Origin of the sequence: Aeromicrobium sp., from assembly GCF_023146395.1 — a bacterium.
GTDB lineage: Bacteria > Actinomycetota > Actinomycetes > Propionibacteriales > Nocardioidaceae > Aeromicrobium.
This window is the reverse complement of the sequence record NZ_JAGLCD010000004.1, coordinates 494,254-511,567: the sequence shown is the minus strand read 5'-3', so window position 1 is coordinate 511,567 and position 17,314 is coordinate 494,254. Positions and strand designations below refer to the sequence as shown.

Here is a 17,314-nt window from a genome sequence, read left to right as displayed (position 1 = left end):
TGTGCCAGTCAGTCGATCGGGCTGCCGGTGCTGGGTCGGGTCGCTCCCAGACGCCCGGTCCAGTGCAGCAACGTGCCGCCGGTCGCTCGTTCCTCGACCAGGAACGTGCCGTCGTGTCGTCGGGCGCGCAGCTCCAGGTTCGACAGTCCGCTGCGCCGGGTCATCGGGCCGGGACCCACTCCGTCGTCGAGCACCGAGATCGTGATGCTGTGGTCGGCGATCGCGACCTCGACGTCGATCGACCGGGCGCCGGAGTGCCGCACCGCATTGGTCAACGCCTCGCTGACGACGGCCTCGACGTCGTGGGACAGATCGTCGTCGGTCACGAGGTCGACCGGGCCGGCGAACACGAGGGTGGGCCGTCGGGGCAGGCTGCCGCCGATCCGTTCGACGATGGCCGACAGCCGTGATCGCAGCGTGGCCCCGTCAGCGCTGTCGTGGTTCAGCGCGAAGATGCTCTGGCGAATCTGCGTGATCGCGCCGTCGATCTCGTGCACGAGGTCGGACAGCCGTTCGCCCGGGGGCCCGTCGACCTGCGTGGCGGTCGCCTGCAGGCTCAGCCCGGTGGCGAACAGCCGCTGGATCACGTGGTCGTGCAGGTCGCGGGCGATGCGGTTGCGGTCCTCCAGCATGGCGACCCGATGCCGCGTGCGCCGCATCTCGGCGCGGTCGAGCACGGTGTGGACGTGGCTCGTGAACGAGCCCACGACCTCGATCTCGCGGTCGTGCAGCTCGCTCTGCGTGCCACGGTTCGCGACGCCCAGCGCGATGCGGCGGCCCGGCGGGCCGTCGAAGGGCACCAGCACCAGGTGGCAGGTGGTCTCGACCTCGCCATCGGCGGTGTCGATCAGGAGCGACAGGTGGTTCAGCACGAGAGCCTCGTCCCCGGTGGTGTGCACGAAGCTCTCGGTCACGGGGCGGACCCGGGTCGTGGCCAGGACGGCGCTGTTGAACCCGACGACGTGCTCGACGATCAGCTCGTCGGTCTCCTCGTCGATCGTGGCGATCAACGCGACCTCTGCCTGGACGGCCTCCCGCACGCGGTCGAGCAACCGCGGGACCTGCTGGCTCTCCTCGTCGAGCATGACTCCGCGCGCCGCCTCCGCCAGCGCCCGCGACCACCGTTCGCGCCGGATCGCCTCGTCGAACTGGCGAGCGTTCTCGATCGCGATGCCCGCCGTGGCGGCGAGGGCCTCCGCGAGCTCGACGTCCTCGGCCGTGAACTCGCCGTGGCGGTTGTTGGCCAGGTACAGGTTGCCGTAGACCTCCTCCCGCACCCGGATGCGCACTCCCAGGAAGCTGGTCATCGCGGGGTGGCCCGCCGGGAAGCCGACCGATCTCGGATCGTCGCCCAGCGCGGTCAGACTGAGTGGCCGGGGCGTGTCCATGATGGCGCGCAGCAGACCCTTGCCCTCGGGCTGTCGTCCGATCGCGGCCTCGACCTGCGGACTGATGCCGGAGTGGATGAACTTGGCGATCTCACCCTGGGGGCCGAGCACGCCCATACCGGCGAACTTCGCATCGACGAGCTCGGCGGCCATCGCCACGATGCGGTGCAGGACCGAGTCGAGATCCAGGTCGCTCGTGATGGCCTGATTGACGCGGATCAGGTTGTGGAGGCGGGACTCCGACACCCCCTCACCTCCTCCGTGTGCGGGCCGGCGGCCCCTCTGCCGTCATGCTAGGTCGCCGGCGGCTCACGCACCGTCAGACCGGCAGGAGACGGGAGATGAAGCGTTCGAGCTGGGTGATGGTGCGGCACTCGTGCATGTCGACGACCTCGGCGTACGCTGGCGCCACGGAGTCACCGAGTCCCCAGGAACCCGGGTGCTCCGGGTTGAGCCAGAAGCTGCGGCGGGAGCGTTGGGCGATCGCGTGCAGGGCGTCCAGACCCAGAGCCTGGTTGTTGTTGCGGGCGTCGCCGAGGATCAGGACCGACGTGCGCGGGCCGACGGCATCGAGGTGGTCGAGCGCGAAGTCACGGAAGGACTCGCCGTAGTCGCTGCTCGTGTGCCACTTCGTGATCCGTGCCTCCTCGGCGATGCGCCGGCGGACGTCGACGCCCTCGCGCACGATGTCGGTGACCTCGTCGACGGTGTTGACGAAGGCGAAGACGCGCACCCTGCTGAACTGCTCGCGCAGCGCCTGCACGAGCAGCATCGTGAAGTCGGAGAATCCCGCGACGGAGCCGGACATGTCGCACAGCAGCACGAGCTCCGGCCGCGTGCGGTGCGGGGGAGCGTGCACCGGACGCATGGGCACGCCCCCGGTGCCCATCGCCCGGCGCATCGTGCGGCGGATGTCGATCCGCCCGCGTCGTGAGCGGCGGCGCCGCGCCGACAGGCGCGTCGCGAGCTTGCGCGCCAGGGGCTGGACGGCCTGACGCAGGTCGGCGAGCTGTTGCGCGTTCGCCGAGAGGAAGTCGACCTCGGACGCGCTGCGCCGGACGGCGTGCTGGGTCACCAGGTCGCGCCCGCGGACCTCTGCGGTGCGACGGCGGGCCTCGGCCTCGACCATCGTCCGGAACAGGTCGATCAGGCGCCGCACCTCGTCGCGGGTGAGGGCGTCGGCGACGTCGTGGCCACCCAGCCCGGGGGAGGAGCCCCCGCCGGCGCCCGAGCCCCCACCAGCGCCCTGTCCCGGACCCTGACCCTGACCCTGACCACTCCCGTTCTGCTCGGCACGCAGGGCTTCGGCGGCGGCCGTGAGCGTGCGCGGGTTGAGCCGGTCGAGGGTCTGGTACGCCGACCATCCACCGGCGCTGCTGCCGGCCGTGGAGACTGATCCGAGGGTCTCGACAGCAAGCTCGGCGAGCTGCTGCATCATGCGCAGATCACCCTCGGCGATGGCCATGAGCAGCAGATCGCGCAGGTCCTCGGCCGACTCGGCGTCGATCTCGGCCGCCGAGGCCCCGAGTCCGATGCCGGCGGGGAAGAACAGGTCGTACGTCATGTCGAAGACCTCGCGCTGGCCCTCTCGCCGTACCAGGGCACTTGCGAGACCCTCCCGCAGCCGGCCTCGGTTCTCGAGCCCCAGCGTCGCCATCACGGCCGCCGCGTCGACGGTCTCGCTGGTGCCGGCCCGGACGCCCTTGCTGCGCAGGGCATCGACGAAGTCGACCAGGCGTTCGGCCAGGTCGGTCGGCGACTCGCCGTCGCGGCGCGGGTCGGGGTCCACGTCAGCTCACGTCAGTTCGCGGACGGAGCGAGGATCGAGGGCAGGTCGAGCTTCGCGCGGGCCTTGGCGATGTCGTCCTGGTGCTTGAGGATCACGCCGAGGCTCTCGCTCACGACCTCCGGATCGAGCGTCTTGGCACCCAGCGCGACGAGCGTGCGGGCCCAGTCGATCGTCTCGGCCACCGACGGCGCCTTGCGCAGGCCGAGGTCGCGCAGCGCCGCCACGACCCGGATCAGCGAGTCCGCCAGCCGCTCGTCGAGCTCGGGCACCTTGAGCCGCACGATCCGCTGCTCCAGGTCGGCCTCGGGGAAGTCGACGTGCAGGAACAGGCAGCGGCGTCGCAGGGCCTCCGACAGCTCCCGCGTGGCGTTCGAGGTCAGCACCACGAACGGACGGGTCGTCGCCGTGATCGTGCCGAGCTCGGGGACGGTGATCTGGAAGTCGCCAAGGACCTCCAGCAGCAGACCCTCGATCTCGACGTCGGCCTTGTCGGTCTCGTCGATCAGCAGGACCGTGGGGCCATCGTTGCGGATGGCCTTGAGCAAGGGCCGAGCGAGCAGGAACTCCTCGCCGAAGATGTCCGAGCGCGCCTCGTCCCACGACTCCTCACGGCCGGCCGTGATCCGCAGGAGCTGCTTGGCGTGGTTCCACTCGTACAGCGCGCGCGCCTCGTCGACCCCCTCGTAGCACTGCAGTCGCACCAGCTCGGCCCCCGTGGCGGCGGCGACGGCGCGCGACAGCTCGGTCTTGCCGACTCCGGCCGGACCCTCCACGAGCAGCGGCTTGCCGAGCTGGTCGGCGAGGAACACGGTCGTGGCGACCCCGTCGGACGCCAGGTACCCGACGTCCGCGAGCCGGGAGATGACGTCGTCGACGCTCGCGAAGGCGGGCGTGACCGGGGTGTCGTGACCTGACGGTGGGGTGCTCATGACGTCCTTTCGATCGGCGGACCGGGGTGCCGCCGCCTACCATCGTGCCGTGGAGGGTATCGAGATCGTGCGCGAGGTCCCGTTGCCGCCCGAGGTGGCGTGGGCCCGGATCACCGACTGGCCACGGCACGCCCGGGCCGTGCCCCTGACCGCGATCCATCGCACTCCGGACGGATTCGTCGCGCGCACGGGGCTGGGACGTCTCGGTTTCGACGACCCCATGCGCGTGGTCGAGAACGATCCGCCGCGGTACTGCCGGCTGGTCAAGGAGGGCCGCGTCGTGACCGGACACGCGGAGATCGTGGTGGAGCCGACGACCTGGGGCAGCCGGGTCACGTGGCGCGAGACGTTGCACGTCCGCGGCGTCCCACGGGCCTTCTCCGGGCTCGAGCGGTGGTCGTCCCGCCTGCTGTTCTCCCGCGTTTTCGACGACGTCCTGGCCTGATCGCGGGTCCACCGACTCCTGCGTACGATCGGGCCATGACCGATCCGCAGCCGGCAACTGCCCAGTCCGAGGTCCTCGAGATCTGTCGCGACCTCATCGGTATCGACACCTCGAACTTCGGTGACGACTCCGGGCCGGGCGAGCGCGCGGCGGCCGAGCACGTCGCGGCGCTGCTCGCCGAGGTGGGGATCGACTCGGAGATCATCGAGGCGGCCCCCGGCCGCGCCAGCGTCGTGGCCCGCTGGGGCAACCAGGACTCGCCCCGACCAGGTCTGCTGATCCACGGGCACCTCGACGTCGTGCCCGCGCAGGCGGGCGACTGGCAGGTCGACCCGTTCGCGGCGGAGGTCGTCGACGGGTACCTGTTCGGGCGGGGTGCGGTCGACATGAAGGACTTCGACGCCATCGTCCTGGCGGTCGTGCGTGAGCGGCAGCGCACCGGCCGCGTGCCCGACCGCCCCATCACGCTGATCTTCACCTCCGACGAGGAGGCCGGCGGCGTGCTGGGCGCGCAGTGGTTGGCGACCCACCGGCCGGACGTCCTGGAGGGCTGCACCGAGGCCATCGGCGAGGTCGGGGGATTCTCCACCGAGGTCGGCGGGCAGCGGCTCTACCTGATCGAGACCGGCGAGAAGGGCATCTCGTGGATGCGCCTGACGGCCACGGGCACCGCCGGTCACGGGTCGATGAAGGCGCCGGACAACGCGATCGTCCACCTGTCACGGGCCCTGGTGGCGCTGGGCGAGCACGCCTGGCCGGCCGAGCCGGGGCCGTCGATGCAGGCACTGTTCGCCAAGGTCCGCGAGCTGACCGGAGAGACGAGCACCGATCCGGACGAGATCCTGGCCCACTTCGGGGCGGCCGTGCGGATGCTCGGCGCCGGAGTCCGCAACTCGACCAATCCCACGATGCTCTCGGCCGGGTACAAGCACAACGTGATCCCCGGCGAGGCGGTCGCGTTCGTCGACGGCCGCTACCTGCCCGGCCACGCCGACACCTTCCTGCCTGCGGTCCAGGAGGTCGTGGGGGCACAGGTCCTCGTCGAGCCGCACATCAGCGACATCGCGCTGGAGTACCCCTTCGCCGGCGACCTGGTCGATGCCATGACGGTCGCGATCCACAAGAACGACCCGGGCGCCCACGTCGCGCCGTTCGTGATGTCGGGCGGCACGGACGCGAAGGCCTGGGACCGGCACGGCATCACGTCCTATGGATTCGCTCCGCTCAGGCTGCCGGCCGACCTCGACTTCACGGCCCTGTTCCACGGCGTCGACGAGCGCGTGCCGGTCGACGCGCTCGAGTTCGGCTGCCAGGTCCTCGACGACTTCCTCGACATCGCCTGACGCGGCGCCCGGCTCAGACGAGCGTCGGTCGCATCCGGATGATCTTGCGCCGCAGCCGCACGGTGCGCTGACCGGACCGGTCGCGCCGGAGGCGGGCGAGCTCCCATCCCTGGTACTCGGCGGCATCGGTCAGCATGCGGCACACCGCGTTGCGTGACGTGGTGCGCGAGATCGTGAGGTCCCAGAACTCGTACTCGACCATGGTGACTCCTTCTCGCTACCGGGGGCTCGACACATCGTCGAGGGCCAGGGTGATCTCGGGCGGGAGCGCGAGCTCCTCGGTGCCCAGCAGCTCGCTCAGCTGCGCGGGGGTGCGGGCGCCGACGACGGCCGACGCGACGGCGGGCCGGTCCCGGACCCACGCCAGCGCGACCTGAGCCGGGCTGAGGCCGAGGCCGTCGGCAGCGCGGGCGACGGCTTCCACCGTGGCCGAGGGGCCTGGACCGAGGTACTCCGCCAACCAGCGGCTGAAGCCGTCGTCGGCTCCGCGGGAGTCGGCCGGGGTGCCGGTGCGGTACTTGCCGGTGAGGACACCGCGTCCGATCGGGGACCACGCGAGCAGACCCATGCCGAGATGCTGCAGGGCGTCGACCAGTCCGCTCTCGGGCACGCGCTGCAGCAGCGAGTACTCCACCTGGGTGCTGACCAGGCGCAGGCCTGCGGGACGCCCCGCCAGCCGCTCATGGGCCAAGGCCGTCTGCCACGGCGCGAAGTTCGACAGTCCGACGTACCGCACCCGACCGGAGTCGACGGCGTGCTCGAGCGCCGCGAGCGTCTCGTCGAGAGGCACGGAGTCGTCCCAGCGGTGCACCTGCCACAGGTCGAGGTGATCGGTCTGGAGCTCGCGGAGCGTGCGGTCGAGCTGGTCGAGCACGGCGCCGCGTGAGGTGTCGGCGACGGCGCCGTCGACACCGGGTCCGAGGCCGCACTTGCCGGCGATCTGCACGCGGTCACGGACTCCGCGTTCGGCCAGGACGGCGCCGAGCAGCTGCTCGGCGTGACCGTCACCGTGCACCGGCGCGGTGTCGATGAGGGTGCCGCCGGCGTCGAGAAAGGCGTCGAGCAGCTCGCCGGCGGTGTACCGGTCAACCTGGGTGCCCCAGGTCATGGTGCCCAGCGCGAGCCGGGAGACCCGGAGGCCGGAGTGACCAACCCGACGCCGCTGCATGCGCACAGGTTAGTCAGGGCCCGGTCAGGTGGCCGGTAGGCTCACCGCGTGGATGACGTCCTGCGGTCTGTCGTTCTCGGTCTGCTCCAAGGGCTCACCGAGTTCCTGCCCATCTCGAGCAGTGCCCATCTCGCGATCTTCCCGAAGTTCTTCGGCTGGTCCGACCCGGGCGCGGCCTACACGGCCGTGGTCCAGATCGGTACGGAGATCGCCGTCGTCCTCTACTTCTGGCGCGACATCTGGACCATCGGGTCCGGCTGGGTCCGCGGGGTGTTCTCGCGTGCGGCACGTCAGGAGCCCGAGTGGAACATGGGCTGGTTCGTCATCATCGGGTCGGTGCCGATCGTGCTGATCGGGCTGGCCCTGGAGAACCTCATCGACAGCGAGTTCCGCAACCTCTGGGTCATCGGCACGACGCTGATCGTGCTGGGCATCGTGCTGGGCGTCGCGGAGCGGGTCGGCCGCAACGCCAAGCCCATCGACGACCTGACCTGGGGCCATGCGGTCCTGTTCGGACTCGCCCAGGCGGCGGCGGTCGTCCCGGGCGTGTCCCGGTCCGGCGCCACGATCAGCATGGGCCTGTTCCTGGGCTACGAGCGCGCGGCGGCCACGCGGTACGCATTCCTGCTCGCGATCCCGGCGGTCGTCGGCGCCGGCATCTACAAGCTCAAGGACATCCCGGGCGGCGACAACGCCTACGGTGTCGGTCCGACGATCCTGGGCACGGTCGTGGCCTTCGCCGTTGGCATCGCGGTGATCCACTGGTTGCTGCGGTACGTCAGCACGCGCTCGTACGCCCCGTTCGTGGCGTACCGCATCGTGCTGGGCTCGGTCGTGCTGATCTTGCTCGGCACGGGCGTCATCACGGCCGACATCGCGATCAACGGGTAGGTGCCTCGCGCCGGACTGCTCACGTCCGGCGGTGCGGCCGCGGCGGGGGAGCGTCGTAGGTGTGGCCGGTGGGGGTGGTCCATCGGATCGAGCCATTCGGATCGCGGGCCACGTGCCACCCCGGGAGCTCCTTGACGAGGTTCGAGAGTCGGCACAGGCCCTGGGCGTTCTCCTCGGTCGTGGGTCCACCCGAGCGGTGCGGCCGGATGTGGTCGATCTCGCGGATCCGGCAGTCGCAGGACGGTTGTCGACATCGGTGGTGGTCACGCGTCCGGACCCACGAGGCGAGGGTGCCGGTGAAGCAGCGGCGGGTGCGGTCGAGCCCGGCCAGGGAGCCCGCCGCGTCGGTGAAGAGTCGGCGGTACCAGCTCTGGTGGGCTCCGTCGACGAGTTCCGCGCCCAGCTGCGGCGAGATGGGGCCGTGGCCGGCGAGCTCGGCCGCGACGGGCTGGCCCTGGAGCGCCTCGACGGGCATCAGGACCGACAGCTCGATCTCGGGACCCGCCAGCGTCTCGATGCCCGTGGCCCGCTCGAACAGCGTGTTGACCATGATCTGGCCGCGGTCGCGCTCGTCACCGCGAGCCCGCAGTCGGTCGGCGTGCACCTGTAGCGACTGCCGGATGCCCACGAGCTGTTCGGCCGGACCGTGCACGATCAACGTGCCGACGCCGTCGGGCTCGTCCCAGTACGTGACGTACTGCTGGGCGCGGGCAGTCTTCTCACGCTGGGCCGCAGCCTGGACGTCGTGCTCGACGACAGCGGTGCGAGCCAGCTCCGCGGCACGGCGGGGACTGACTCCGTCGAGCCGGCCCTCGAGCACGGCGTCGACGGCCGTCGCGGTGTCCACGTCGAGGTCGCGCACGACCCTCACGACAGCACGCACGGTGCCCTCCGACACCCGCCCGCCGCCGAACGCCGCGCGGAGCGCCGGCATGCTCCGCAGGTGCACGGCTGTCGCCAGCATCGTGCGACCGGCCGTCGGCGACATGCCGCGCGCGAGTGCGGTCTCGGCGGCGACGGTGAGCGACGGGTCACCCTCGAGCGAAGGCCCAGTGGAGCTGCGAAGCGCGTGGAGGGCGTCGACCTGCTCGACGATGCGGGCCTGTGTCACGCGCAGAAGTCGTTCCAGGGCCGCGATCGCGTCGATGTGCTTGCCGCCCATCAGGTCGATCGTCTCGTGCACGCCGAAGTCGGCACTCGCCACCGCGGCGAGCACCTCTTCAGGTGCCAGGTCCTCGAACATGGAACCAGTCAAACGACCCCCACTGACACGGTCCCGGCGGCAGGGGCCATGCTGGGAAAATCTGTGGAAAACCCTGGAAATGCAGCCGTCTGAGTGCGTCAGCGCGGGCGCTCAGCGCCCTGCCTCACAGCCAGCCCGACTTCTTGAACCGGCGGTAGATGTACGCGCACAGCCCACCCATCACGGCGAGACAGATCGGGTAGCCGGCTCGCCACGACAGCTCAGGCATGTACTGGAAGTTCATGCCGTAGATCCCGGCGATCGCGGTCGGGATGGCGAAGATCGTGGCGCCCGCGGCAAGCTTGCGCATGTCGGAGTTCTGCTGGACGCTCAGCTGCGCCAGATGGGCCGTCAGCGCGTTGTCGAGCAGGTGGTCGATCGTGTCGATGGCCTCGGCTGCCCGACTGAGATGGTCGGCGATGTCGCGAAAGTACGGTCTGGCCTCGGCCGGCTGCGCGGTCTCGGAGAACCGGACGACCGGCTCCTTGAGCGGCACGACGGCGCGCCGGAACTCCAGGGCCTCGCGCTTGAGCCGGTAGATGCGCGTGGAGTCGCTCGTGAGCTGGTCGGAGAAGACCGACGTCTCGACCTCCTCGACATCGGTCTCGAGCTCGCGGGCGATCTGCTCGTAGCGGTCGACGATCGTGTCGACGACCGCGTACAGGGCCGCGGTCGGCCCGTGTGCGAGGGCTTCGTTGCGCTTCTCGGCGCGCCGGCGACCCTCGACGAGCGAGGGACCGCCGTGCCGGACCGTCAGCAGGTACTTCTCGCCGAGGAACAGGTTGACCTCGTGGGTCTCGATGTCGTCGTCGCTGTACGAGACCATCCGCATCGACATGATCAGGTGGTCGCGGTACCGCTCGATCTTGGGACGCTGGTGCCGCTCGAGCGCGTCCTCGATCGCGAGCGGGTGCAGACCGAGCACACCGCCGACCCGCTGCATCTCGTCCGTGGTCGGGTTGTTGCACCCGATCCACAGGAAGTCGTCGTCGCCGAGCCCCGCCAGCGCGGCCGTGAGCTCCTCGGTCGTGGGTCCCGTGTCCTCCCGGGAGCCGTCGCGGTACACCGCGCAGTCGATGATCACGCAGCCATGGTGCCAGCGACGGCGCCCGGACGGCCGTCGCACCGCCGCTCGTGGGCGGCCGATAGTCTCGGCGCATGCGCAGCTGGTCAGGTCCCCCCGTGCCGTCCCTGGCCGACGGGGGACTCGGAACCGGCCCTGTTCCGGTCGTGCACGACACCGCGGCCGGCGAGGCCCGGACGCTCGACGGCGAGGGCGATGCCCGCCTCTACGTCTGCGGCATCACGCCCTACGACGCCACCCACCTCGGCCATGCCGCGACCTACCTGACGTTCGACCTGCTCCAGCGCGCGTGGCTCGACCAAGGCCGGGGCGTGTCGTACACGCAGAACGTCACCGATGTCGACGACCCGCTGCTCGAGCGCGCCACGGCGACCGGTATCGACTGGGTCGAGCTCGCCGAGCGCGAGACGCAGCTGTTCCGCGAGGACATGGCGGCGCTGCGGATCCTCCCCCCGGAGCACTACATCGGCGCGGTCGAGTCGATCGACCTGGTGGTCGACCTCGTCGAGCGTCTGAAGAAGGCCGGCGCGGTCTACGCCGTCGACGACGACCTGTACTTCGAGGTGCACGCGGATCCGGGCTTCGGCTCGGTGTCCGGCTGGGACGCCGCGGCGATGGCGCGGATCTTCGCCGAGCGCGGCGGCGACCCCGAGCGTCCGGGCAAGCGTGATCCGCTCGACTGCCTGCTCTGGCAGGCCGAGCGTCCCGGTGAGCCGGCCTGGGACTCCCGTCTCGGTCGCGGCCGCCCCGGCTGGCACATCGAGTGCGCGGCGATCGCGCTGGCGCACCTCGGCACCGACTTCGACGTCCAGGGCGGGGGATCGGACCTGGTCTTCCCGCACCACGAGATGTCGGCCTCCGAGGCCAGCGTCGCGACCGGTGAGCGCTTCGCCCGGTCCTACGTGCACGCCGGCATGGTCGGCTTCGAGGGCGAGAAGATGAGCAAGTCGAAGGGCAACCTGGTGCTCGTGTCGGGTCTGCGGGCCGCCGGCCACGACCCCATGGCGATCCGCCTCGCGCTGCTGTCGCACCACTACCGCAGCGACTGGGAGTGGTTCGACGAGGAGATCACCGCCGCGGAGGCGCGCCTCGCCGCGTGGCGACGGGCCGTGGATCGGCCCACCGCCGCCCCCGCCGGTCCGGTCGTCGCCGCGATGCGCGCAGCGCTGGCGGACGATCTGGACGCGCCGGCCGCCCTGGCGGCGGTCGATGCCTGGGCCGCCGCGAGCGGCGACGACACCGCGGCCACGACCCAGCTGCGCACCGCGGTCGACGCCCTGCTCGGCGTCGCTCTGTAGCTTCCGGTCGTCGGCTACCGGTCGTCGGTGCTGCCGCGCCGGCGCAGGTATCGCTCGAACTCGCGGGCGATCGCGTCGCCCGAGGCCTCCGGGAGATCGCTCGTGTCACGCTCGGACTCCAGGGCCCGGACGTAGTCGGCGATGTCCTCGTCGTCCTCCATGACTTCCTCGGCGCCGCGCTGCCAGGCCTCGCTGAGCTCGTCGAGAACTCCCTGGGGCAACGGGATCGAGAGGGCGTCCTCCACCGCACCTAGCAGCGCGAGCGTGGCCTTGGGGCACGGCGGCTCGGCCAGGTAGTGCGGCACGGCGGCCCACAGCGACAGGGCCGACATGCCGAGATTCGTGGCCTCCTCGACCAGGGCCGTCGTGATGCCCACGGGGCCGCTGTAGTGCGAGACCTCGACCCCGGGCGCGACGCGCGCCGAGATGCCGTTGCTCGACCCGCTCACGGGCACCGGGCGCGTGTGCGGGGTGTCGGCCAGGAGCGCTCCAAGCGTGATGACGTCCGTGACGCCCGCGAGCGACGCGATGCCCAGCACCGTGCTGCAGAACCCGCGCCAGCGGAAGTTCGGCTCGTGGGCGCGCAGCAGGAGCACGTCGCGGTCGGCGCCCGGCGGACGGGCCACGAAGAGCGTGGGCGTGGGCCACACCAGCGCCGGGCGGCCCTCCTCGTCGCGGCGCAGCAGCGGCCGGTTCACCTGGAAGTCGTAGTACTCCTCGGGATCGAGCTCGCCGAGCACCTCCGCGTCCCACTCCTCCACCAGGTGGGCCACGGTGCCCGACGCGGCGTCCGCGGCATCGCTCCAGCCTTCGAAGGCCGCGAGCAGCCACGGGTCGCGCAGCGGGGGGATGTCGTCGAACGTCACGTGAACAGCCTAGGACGGTTCACTCGTTGTCGGAGCGGTAGCCAAGATTGGGGGAGAGCCAGCGCTCGGCCTCGTCGACGCTCCAGCCCTTGCGGGCCGCGTACTCGGTGACCTGGTCACGGCCGATGCGGCCCACGACGGTGTACTGCGACTTCGGGTGCGAGAAGTACCAGCCGCTGACCGAGGCGCCAGGCCACATCGCCATCGAGTCGGTCAGCTCGATACCGGTCTGCGCCTTGACGTCGAGCAGGTCCCACAGGATCTGCTTCTCGGTGTGGTCGGGGCAGGCCGGGTAGCCCGGAGCCGGACGGATGCCGACGTACTTCTCGGCGATCAGGGCGTCGTTGTCGAGCGACTCCTGCGGCTGGTAGCCCCAGAACTCGGTGCGGACCCGCTCGTGCAGGCGCTCGGCGAAGGCCTCCGCGAGCCGGTCGGCGAGCGACTCCAGCAGGATCGCGTTGTAGTCGTCCAGCGCCGCCTTGAACTCGGTGACCTTCTCGGAGCTGCCGAGCCCCGTGGTGACCGCGAAGCCACCGACGTAGTCCTGCAGGCCGGAGTCCTTGGGCGCCACGAAGTCGGCCAGGCACTTGTGGGCCACGCCGGCGCGGTGCTCGCTCTGCTGGCGCAGGTGGTGCAGCGTCGTGCGCACCTCGTCGCGGTGGTGGTCGGCGTAGACCTCGATGTCGTCGCTGCCGACCTGGTTGGCCGGGAACAGGCCGATCACGCCGTTTGCGTGGAGCCACTCCTCCTCGATCAGCTGGTCGAGCATCTGCTGCGCGTCGTCGTACAGCTTGCGCGCGGTCTCGCCGGTCGAGGGGTTGTTGAGGATGTCGGGGAAGCGCCCCTTCATCTCCCAGGCGTTGAAGAACGGCTGCCAGTCGATGTACGGGCGCAGCTCGGCCAGCGGGTAGTCCGTGAACGTGCGCACGAACGCCCCGTCGGCGTCGAGCTCGGGCGGCACCGGCGGGGTGTAGTCCGCCCAGTCGATGTCGGTCGCGTTGGCCCGCGCCGCCTCGATCGAGAGCAGTGGCTTGGCGTCGGACCGGGCCGCGTGGCGCTCGCGCAGGGAGTCGTAGTCGGTCTGCAGGTCCGAGAGCAGGCTCGGGCGCTGGTCGTCGGAGAGCAGCGCCGCGACGACCGGGACCGAGCGTGAGGCGTCCTTCACCCAGACGACCGGGCCGTGGTACTTCTGGTCGACCTTGACCGCGGTGTGCGCCCGCGAGGTCGTGGCCCCACCGACCAGCAGCGGGATGTCGAAGCCCTGGCGCTCCATCTCGGCCGCGAAGTTGACCATCTCGTCCAGGGACGGCGTGATGAGCCCCGACAGGCCGATGACGTCGGCGTCGTGCTCCTTGGCCGCGTCGAGGATCTTCTGCGCCGGGACCATGACACCGAGGTCGATCACGTCGTAGTTGTTGCACTGCAGCACGACGCCGACGATGTTCTTGCCGATGTCGTGGACGTCGCCCTTGACCGTGGCCATGACGACCTTGCCGTTGCTGCGGCCGGCGTCCTCGGGGTTCTTCTCGGCCTCGATGAACGGGATCAGGTGGGCGACGGCCTTCTTCATGACCCGTGCCGACTTGACGACCTGCGGCAGGAACATCTTGCCGGCGCCGAACAGGTCGCCGACGACGTTCATGCCGTCCATCAGCGGTCCCTCGATGACCTCCAGCGGGCGGCCACCGCGCGCCGCGATCTCCAGGCGCAGCTCCTCGGTGTCGCTCTCGGCGAACTCGTCGATGCCCTTCACGAGCGCGTGGGTGATGCGCTCGCCGACCGGCAACGAGCGCCACTCGGCCGCGGCGACCTCGGCCTTCTCGCCGGAGCCCGCGTACTCGCCGGCGACCTCGAGCAGGCGGTCGGCGGCATCGGGGCGCCGGTTGAGCACGACGTCCTCGATGCGCTCGCGGAGCTTCTCGTCGACCTCGTCGTAGACCACGAGGGCGCCCGCGTTGACGATTCCCATGTCCATGCCGGCGCGGGTCGCGTGGTACAGGAACACCGCGTGGATCGCCTCACGCACCGCGTTGTTGCCGCGGAACGAGAACGAGACGTTCGAGACGCCGCCGGAGACCTTGACGTGCGGCAGGTTCTCCTTGATCCACCGCGTGCCCTCGATGAAGTCGATGCCGTAGGTGGCGTGCTCCTCGATGCCGGTGGCGACCGCGAAGATGTTCGGGTCGAAGATGATGTCCTCGGCCGGGAAGCCGACCTCGTCGGTCAGGATCCGGTAGGCGCGCCCGCAGATCTCCTTGCGACGCTCGAGGTCGTCGGCCTGGCCCTGCTCGTCGAAGGCCATGACGACGACGGCCGCGCCGTACTTGCGGCACAGACGGGCCTGGTGGACGAACTCCTCCTCGCCGGCCTTCAGCGAGATCGAGTTCACGATGCACTTGCCCTGGACGTTCTTGAGGCCCTCCTCGATGACCTCCCACTTCGAGGAGTCGACCATGATCGGGACCTGGCAGATGTCGGGCTCGCTGCTGACGAGCCGCGTGAAGCGACGCATCGCCTCGACGCCGTCGATCATGCCCTCGTCCATGTTGATGTCGATGACCTGCGCGCCGTTCTCGACCTGCTGGCGCGCGACCGACAGGGCCGTGGGGTAGTCGCCGTCGCGGATGAGGTTGCGGAAACGGGCCGAGCCCGTGATGTTCGTGCGCTCGCCGACGTTGACGAACAGCGAGTCCTCGGTGATGTTGAGCGGCTCCAGTCCGGACAGCCGCATCGCGGTGGGGACCTCGGCCGGCTGGCGGGTCGGCACGCCCTCGAGGGCGGCCGAGATCGCGGCGATGTGAGCCGGGGTCGTGCCGCAGCACCCGCCGGCGGCGTTGACGATGCCGGCCTCGGCGAACTCGCGCAGGATCGCCGCCGTCGTCTCGGGCTCCTCGTCGTACTCACCGAAGGAGTTCGGCAGCCCGGCGTTCGGGTAGGCGTGCACGAAGCAGTCGGCGATGCGGGACAGCTCGGCGATGTAGGGCCGCAGCTCCTGGCCACCCAGCGCGCAGTTCAGGCCGACCATGATCGGACGCACGTGGCGGATCGAGTTCCAGAACGCCTCGGTGACCTGACCCGTGAGCGTGCGCCCCGAGGCGTCGGTGATGGTGCCGGAGATCGCGACGGGCCAGCGGCGATCGACCTGCTCGAAGAAGGTCTCGAGCGCGAAGATCGCGGCCTTGGCGTTGAGCGTGTCGAAGATCGTCTCAACCATGAAGAGGTCGACCCCGCCGGCGGCGAGCCCTCGGATCTGCTCGCCGTAGGCGTCGACCATCTCGTCGAAGGTGATGTTGCGGGCCGCCGGGTCGTTGACGTCGGGGGAGATCGAGCCCGTGCGGTTGAGCGGGCCGATCGCTCCGGCGACGAACCGCGGCTTGTCCGGGTTCAGCGCGGTGAACTCGTCGCAGGCCGCCCGGGCGAGGCGTGCCGACTCCACGTTCAGCTCGTACGCGAGCTCCTCCATGCCGTAGTCGGCCAACGAGATCCACTGGCAGTTGAAGGTGTTGGTCTCCAGGATGTCCGCACCGGACTCCAGGTACTCGCGGTGGATGCCGCCGATGATCTGTGGCTGGGTGATCGTCAGGAGGTCGTTGTTGCCCTGGATGTCGCTCGGCCAGTCGGCGAAGCGCTCACCGCGGTAGCCGGCCTCGTCGGGACGGTCGCGCTGGATCGCGGTGCCCATCGCGCCGTCGATGATGACGACCCGCTGCCGGAGCAGGGTCGACAGGGCCTCGGTGGCGTCGGGTCGCCACTCGGCCCGCTCCTCGGCGGTGGGCGCGGCGGTGCTGGGGATGCTGGTGGTGGTCACGCGATTCCTCGGATCCAATGAGTGGTCTGGGGAACCTCCAGCCGGCAGCGGGCTCGCGTGGGCGTCGAAGGTCGTACCCGTTCATTGTGCCACGCAGCCTGCGAATTCGAGGCGTGTCGCAGACGACTCGGTCGGTGACCTCGGGAACATTCGGCCGACCCGGCGCCTCGGAGACATGACCACCCCGACCGGGCACGACGGCCCGCCGGACACCGCACCCACATCGGGAGGAACCACGATGGCCACCGAGCAGACCCGACACGAAGCCGCCGATCCCCAGACCCCGCCGCACCGGCTCCAGGAGCTGACGAGCGACCCCGAGCTCTGGGCGCTGATCGCCGCCAACCCCAGTGCCTACGACTCGCTCGTGGCCTGGCTGGGCCAGCACGGTGGTGACGACGTCCGTGCCGCGATCGCGGGCCGCGCAGCGTCCGCCGGACCGACCCCTCCGCCGGCCGCGCCCGCGCCCCAGGCGCCCCAAGCCCTTCAGGCTCCTGCTGGGGGCCGCGCCGGCGGTTCGACCAAGGGCCTGTGGATCACGCTGGGCGTCCTGGTCTTTCTGCTCCTCAGCGGTGCCGTCGCCACCGGCGTGTGGGCCCTGACCCGGGACGACGACTCCACCACCACGACCGACGGCGACGAGAAGACGACCGACACCGACGACGACGAGAAGACATCCGACGACGGCGACGAGGACGACACCAGGGACGACGAGTCCTCCGATCTCACCTGCGACGACCTCGCCGACCTGGAGGACGCCGCCGACGACCTGACCTACTACTACCCGGGCCTCGACGACGAGGAGATGCTCGAGGACGCGGTCAGCGTGATTGAGCAGTTCGAGGACTACGACGACGAGGACGTCGTGGAGATCGTCGAGGTCCTGCTCACCTACGCCGAGACCATCGCGGAGGACGAGGACGCGATCATCGGCCCGGAGTGGGACGACGCGCTGGACGCGAAGTTCGACCTCGGTGACTACGTGTTCGAGGAGTGCTGAGCCAGGACGCTGGCGGTGCCCGTGCTGCGACATCGCGGTACGGGCACCGCCGTCCTGCACTA

General features: G+C 70.5%; 14 protein-coding genes. 5 read left to right on the top strand and 9 right to left on the bottom strand.

Translation table 11 applies throughout. The features are described from left to right. Positions 1 to 8: 8 nt before the first annotated feature. The 3 genes from KAG51_RS04535 to KAG51_RS04525 all read right to left on the bottom strand — a co-directional run bounded on the left by KAG51_RS04535 (position 9) and on the right by KAG51_RS04525 (position 4,106). Positions 9 to 1,634, bottom strand: coding sequence for a GAF domain-containing sensor histidine kinase (locus KAG51_RS04535; protein ID WP_290581061.1), 1,626 nt, complete (start codon positions 1,632 to 1,634; stop codon positions 9 to 11). Between the two features lie 73 nt (positions 1,635 to 1,707). Continuing rightward, the gene (locus tag KAG51_RS04530; RefSeq protein ID WP_290581059.1) at positions 1,708 to 3,177 is read right to left on the bottom strand and encodes a VWA domain-containing protein; all 1,470 of its coding nucleotides are present in this window, start codon (positions 3,175 to 3,177) and stop codon (positions 1,708 to 1,710) included. A gap of 11 nt (positions 3,178 to 3,188) precedes the next feature. Beyond that, entirely contained in the window at positions 3,189 to 4,106 is a 918-nt protein-coding gene (locus KAG51_RS04525; RefSeq protein ID WP_290581057.1) for a MoxR family ATPase, read from the bottom strand. Between the two features lie 49 nt (positions 4,107 to 4,155). Here KAG51_RS04525 and KAG51_RS04520 point away from each other — a divergent pair, with 49 nt between their 5' ends. Both KAG51_RS04520 and KAG51_RS04515 read left to right on the top strand, forming a co-directional pair. Next, the gene (locus tag KAG51_RS04520; RefSeq protein ID WP_290581055.1) at positions 4,156 to 4,551 is read left to right on the top strand and encodes an SRPBCC family protein; all 396 of its coding nucleotides are present in this window, start codon (positions 4,156 to 4,158) and stop codon (positions 4,549 to 4,551) included. 35 nt (positions 4,552 to 4,586) lie between these two features. Further along, a complete protein-coding gene (locus KAG51_RS04515) occupies positions 4,587 to 5,894 on the top strand; it encodes a M20/M25/M40 family metallo-hydrolase (RefSeq protein ID WP_290581053.1) in 1,308 nt (435 codons plus the stop codon). A gap of 13 nt (positions 5,895 to 5,907) precedes the next feature. Here the strand turns inward: KAG51_RS04515 and KAG51_RS04510 are convergent, their stop codons facing one another. Further along, entirely contained in the window at positions 5,908 to 6,096 is a 189-nt protein-coding gene (locus KAG51_RS04510) for a DUF5703 family protein (protein ID WP_290581051.1), read from the bottom strand. A 15-nt stretch (positions 6,097 to 6,111) separates the two neighbouring features. Continuing rightward, positions 6,112 to 7,062, bottom strand: coding sequence for an aldo/keto reductase (locus KAG51_RS04505; RefSeq protein WP_290581049.1), 951 nt, complete (start codon positions 7,060 to 7,062; stop codon positions 6,112 to 6,114). Positions 7,063 to 7,110: 48 nt separating this feature from the next. On the opposite strand from KAG51_RS04505, the gene KAG51_RS04500 reads away from it, so the two are divergent. Then, entirely contained in the window at positions 7,111 to 7,953 is an 843-nt protein-coding gene (locus KAG51_RS04500) for an undecaprenyl-diphosphate phosphatase (protein WP_290581047.1), read from the top strand. Positions 7,954 to 7,972: 19 nt separating this feature from the next. Here the strand turns inward: KAG51_RS04500 and KAG51_RS04495 are convergent, their stop codons facing one another. Both KAG51_RS04495 and corA read right to left on the bottom strand, forming a co-directional pair. After that, positions 7,973 to 9,196 carry an HNH endonuclease signature motif containing protein gene (locus KAG51_RS04495; RefSeq protein ID WP_290581045.1) on the bottom strand — a complete coding sequence of 408 codons (1,224 nt, stop codon included), beginning with the start codon at positions 9,194 to 9,196 and terminating at the stop codon, positions 7,973 to 7,975. Between the two features lie 124 nt (positions 9,197 to 9,320). Further along, positions 9,321 to 10,280, bottom strand: a complete 960-nt coding sequence (corA, locus tag KAG51_RS04490) for a magnesium/cobalt transporter CorA (protein WP_290581043.1) — start codon at positions 10,278 to 10,280, stop codon at positions 9,321 to 9,323. 74 nt (positions 10,281 to 10,354) lie between these two features. Here corA and mshC point away from each other — a divergent pair, with 74 nt between their 5' ends. Further along, entirely contained in the window at positions 10,355 to 11,578 is a 1,224-nt protein-coding gene (mshC, locus tag KAG51_RS04485; protein WP_290581041.1) for a cysteine--1-D-myo-inosityl 2-amino-2-deoxy-alpha-D-glucopyranoside ligase, read from the top strand. 14 nt (positions 11,579 to 11,592) lie between these two features. On the opposite strand, the gene KAG51_RS04480 is transcribed toward mshC, so the two are convergent. Together KAG51_RS04480 and metH are read right to left on the bottom strand one after the other, a co-directional pair. Beyond that, positions 11,593 to 12,444, bottom strand: a complete 852-nt coding sequence (locus tag KAG51_RS04480) for a PAC2 family protein (protein WP_290581039.1) — start codon at positions 12,442 to 12,444, stop codon at positions 11,593 to 11,595. Positions 12,445 to 12,463: 19 nt separating this feature from the next. Then, positions 12,464 to 16,252, bottom strand: a complete 3,789-nt coding sequence (gene metH, locus KAG51_RS04475) for a methionine synthase (protein ID WP_290581037.1) — start codon at positions 16,250 to 16,252, stop codon at positions 12,464 to 12,466. Between the two features lie 238 nt (positions 16,253 to 16,490). On the opposite strand from metH, the gene KAG51_RS04470 reads away from it, so the two are divergent. Further along, entirely contained in the window at positions 16,491 to 17,252 is a 762-nt protein-coding gene (locus KAG51_RS04470; RefSeq protein ID WP_290581035.1) for a hypothetical protein, read from the top strand. The last annotated feature ends 62 nt before the right edge of the window (positions 17,253 to 17,314 follow it).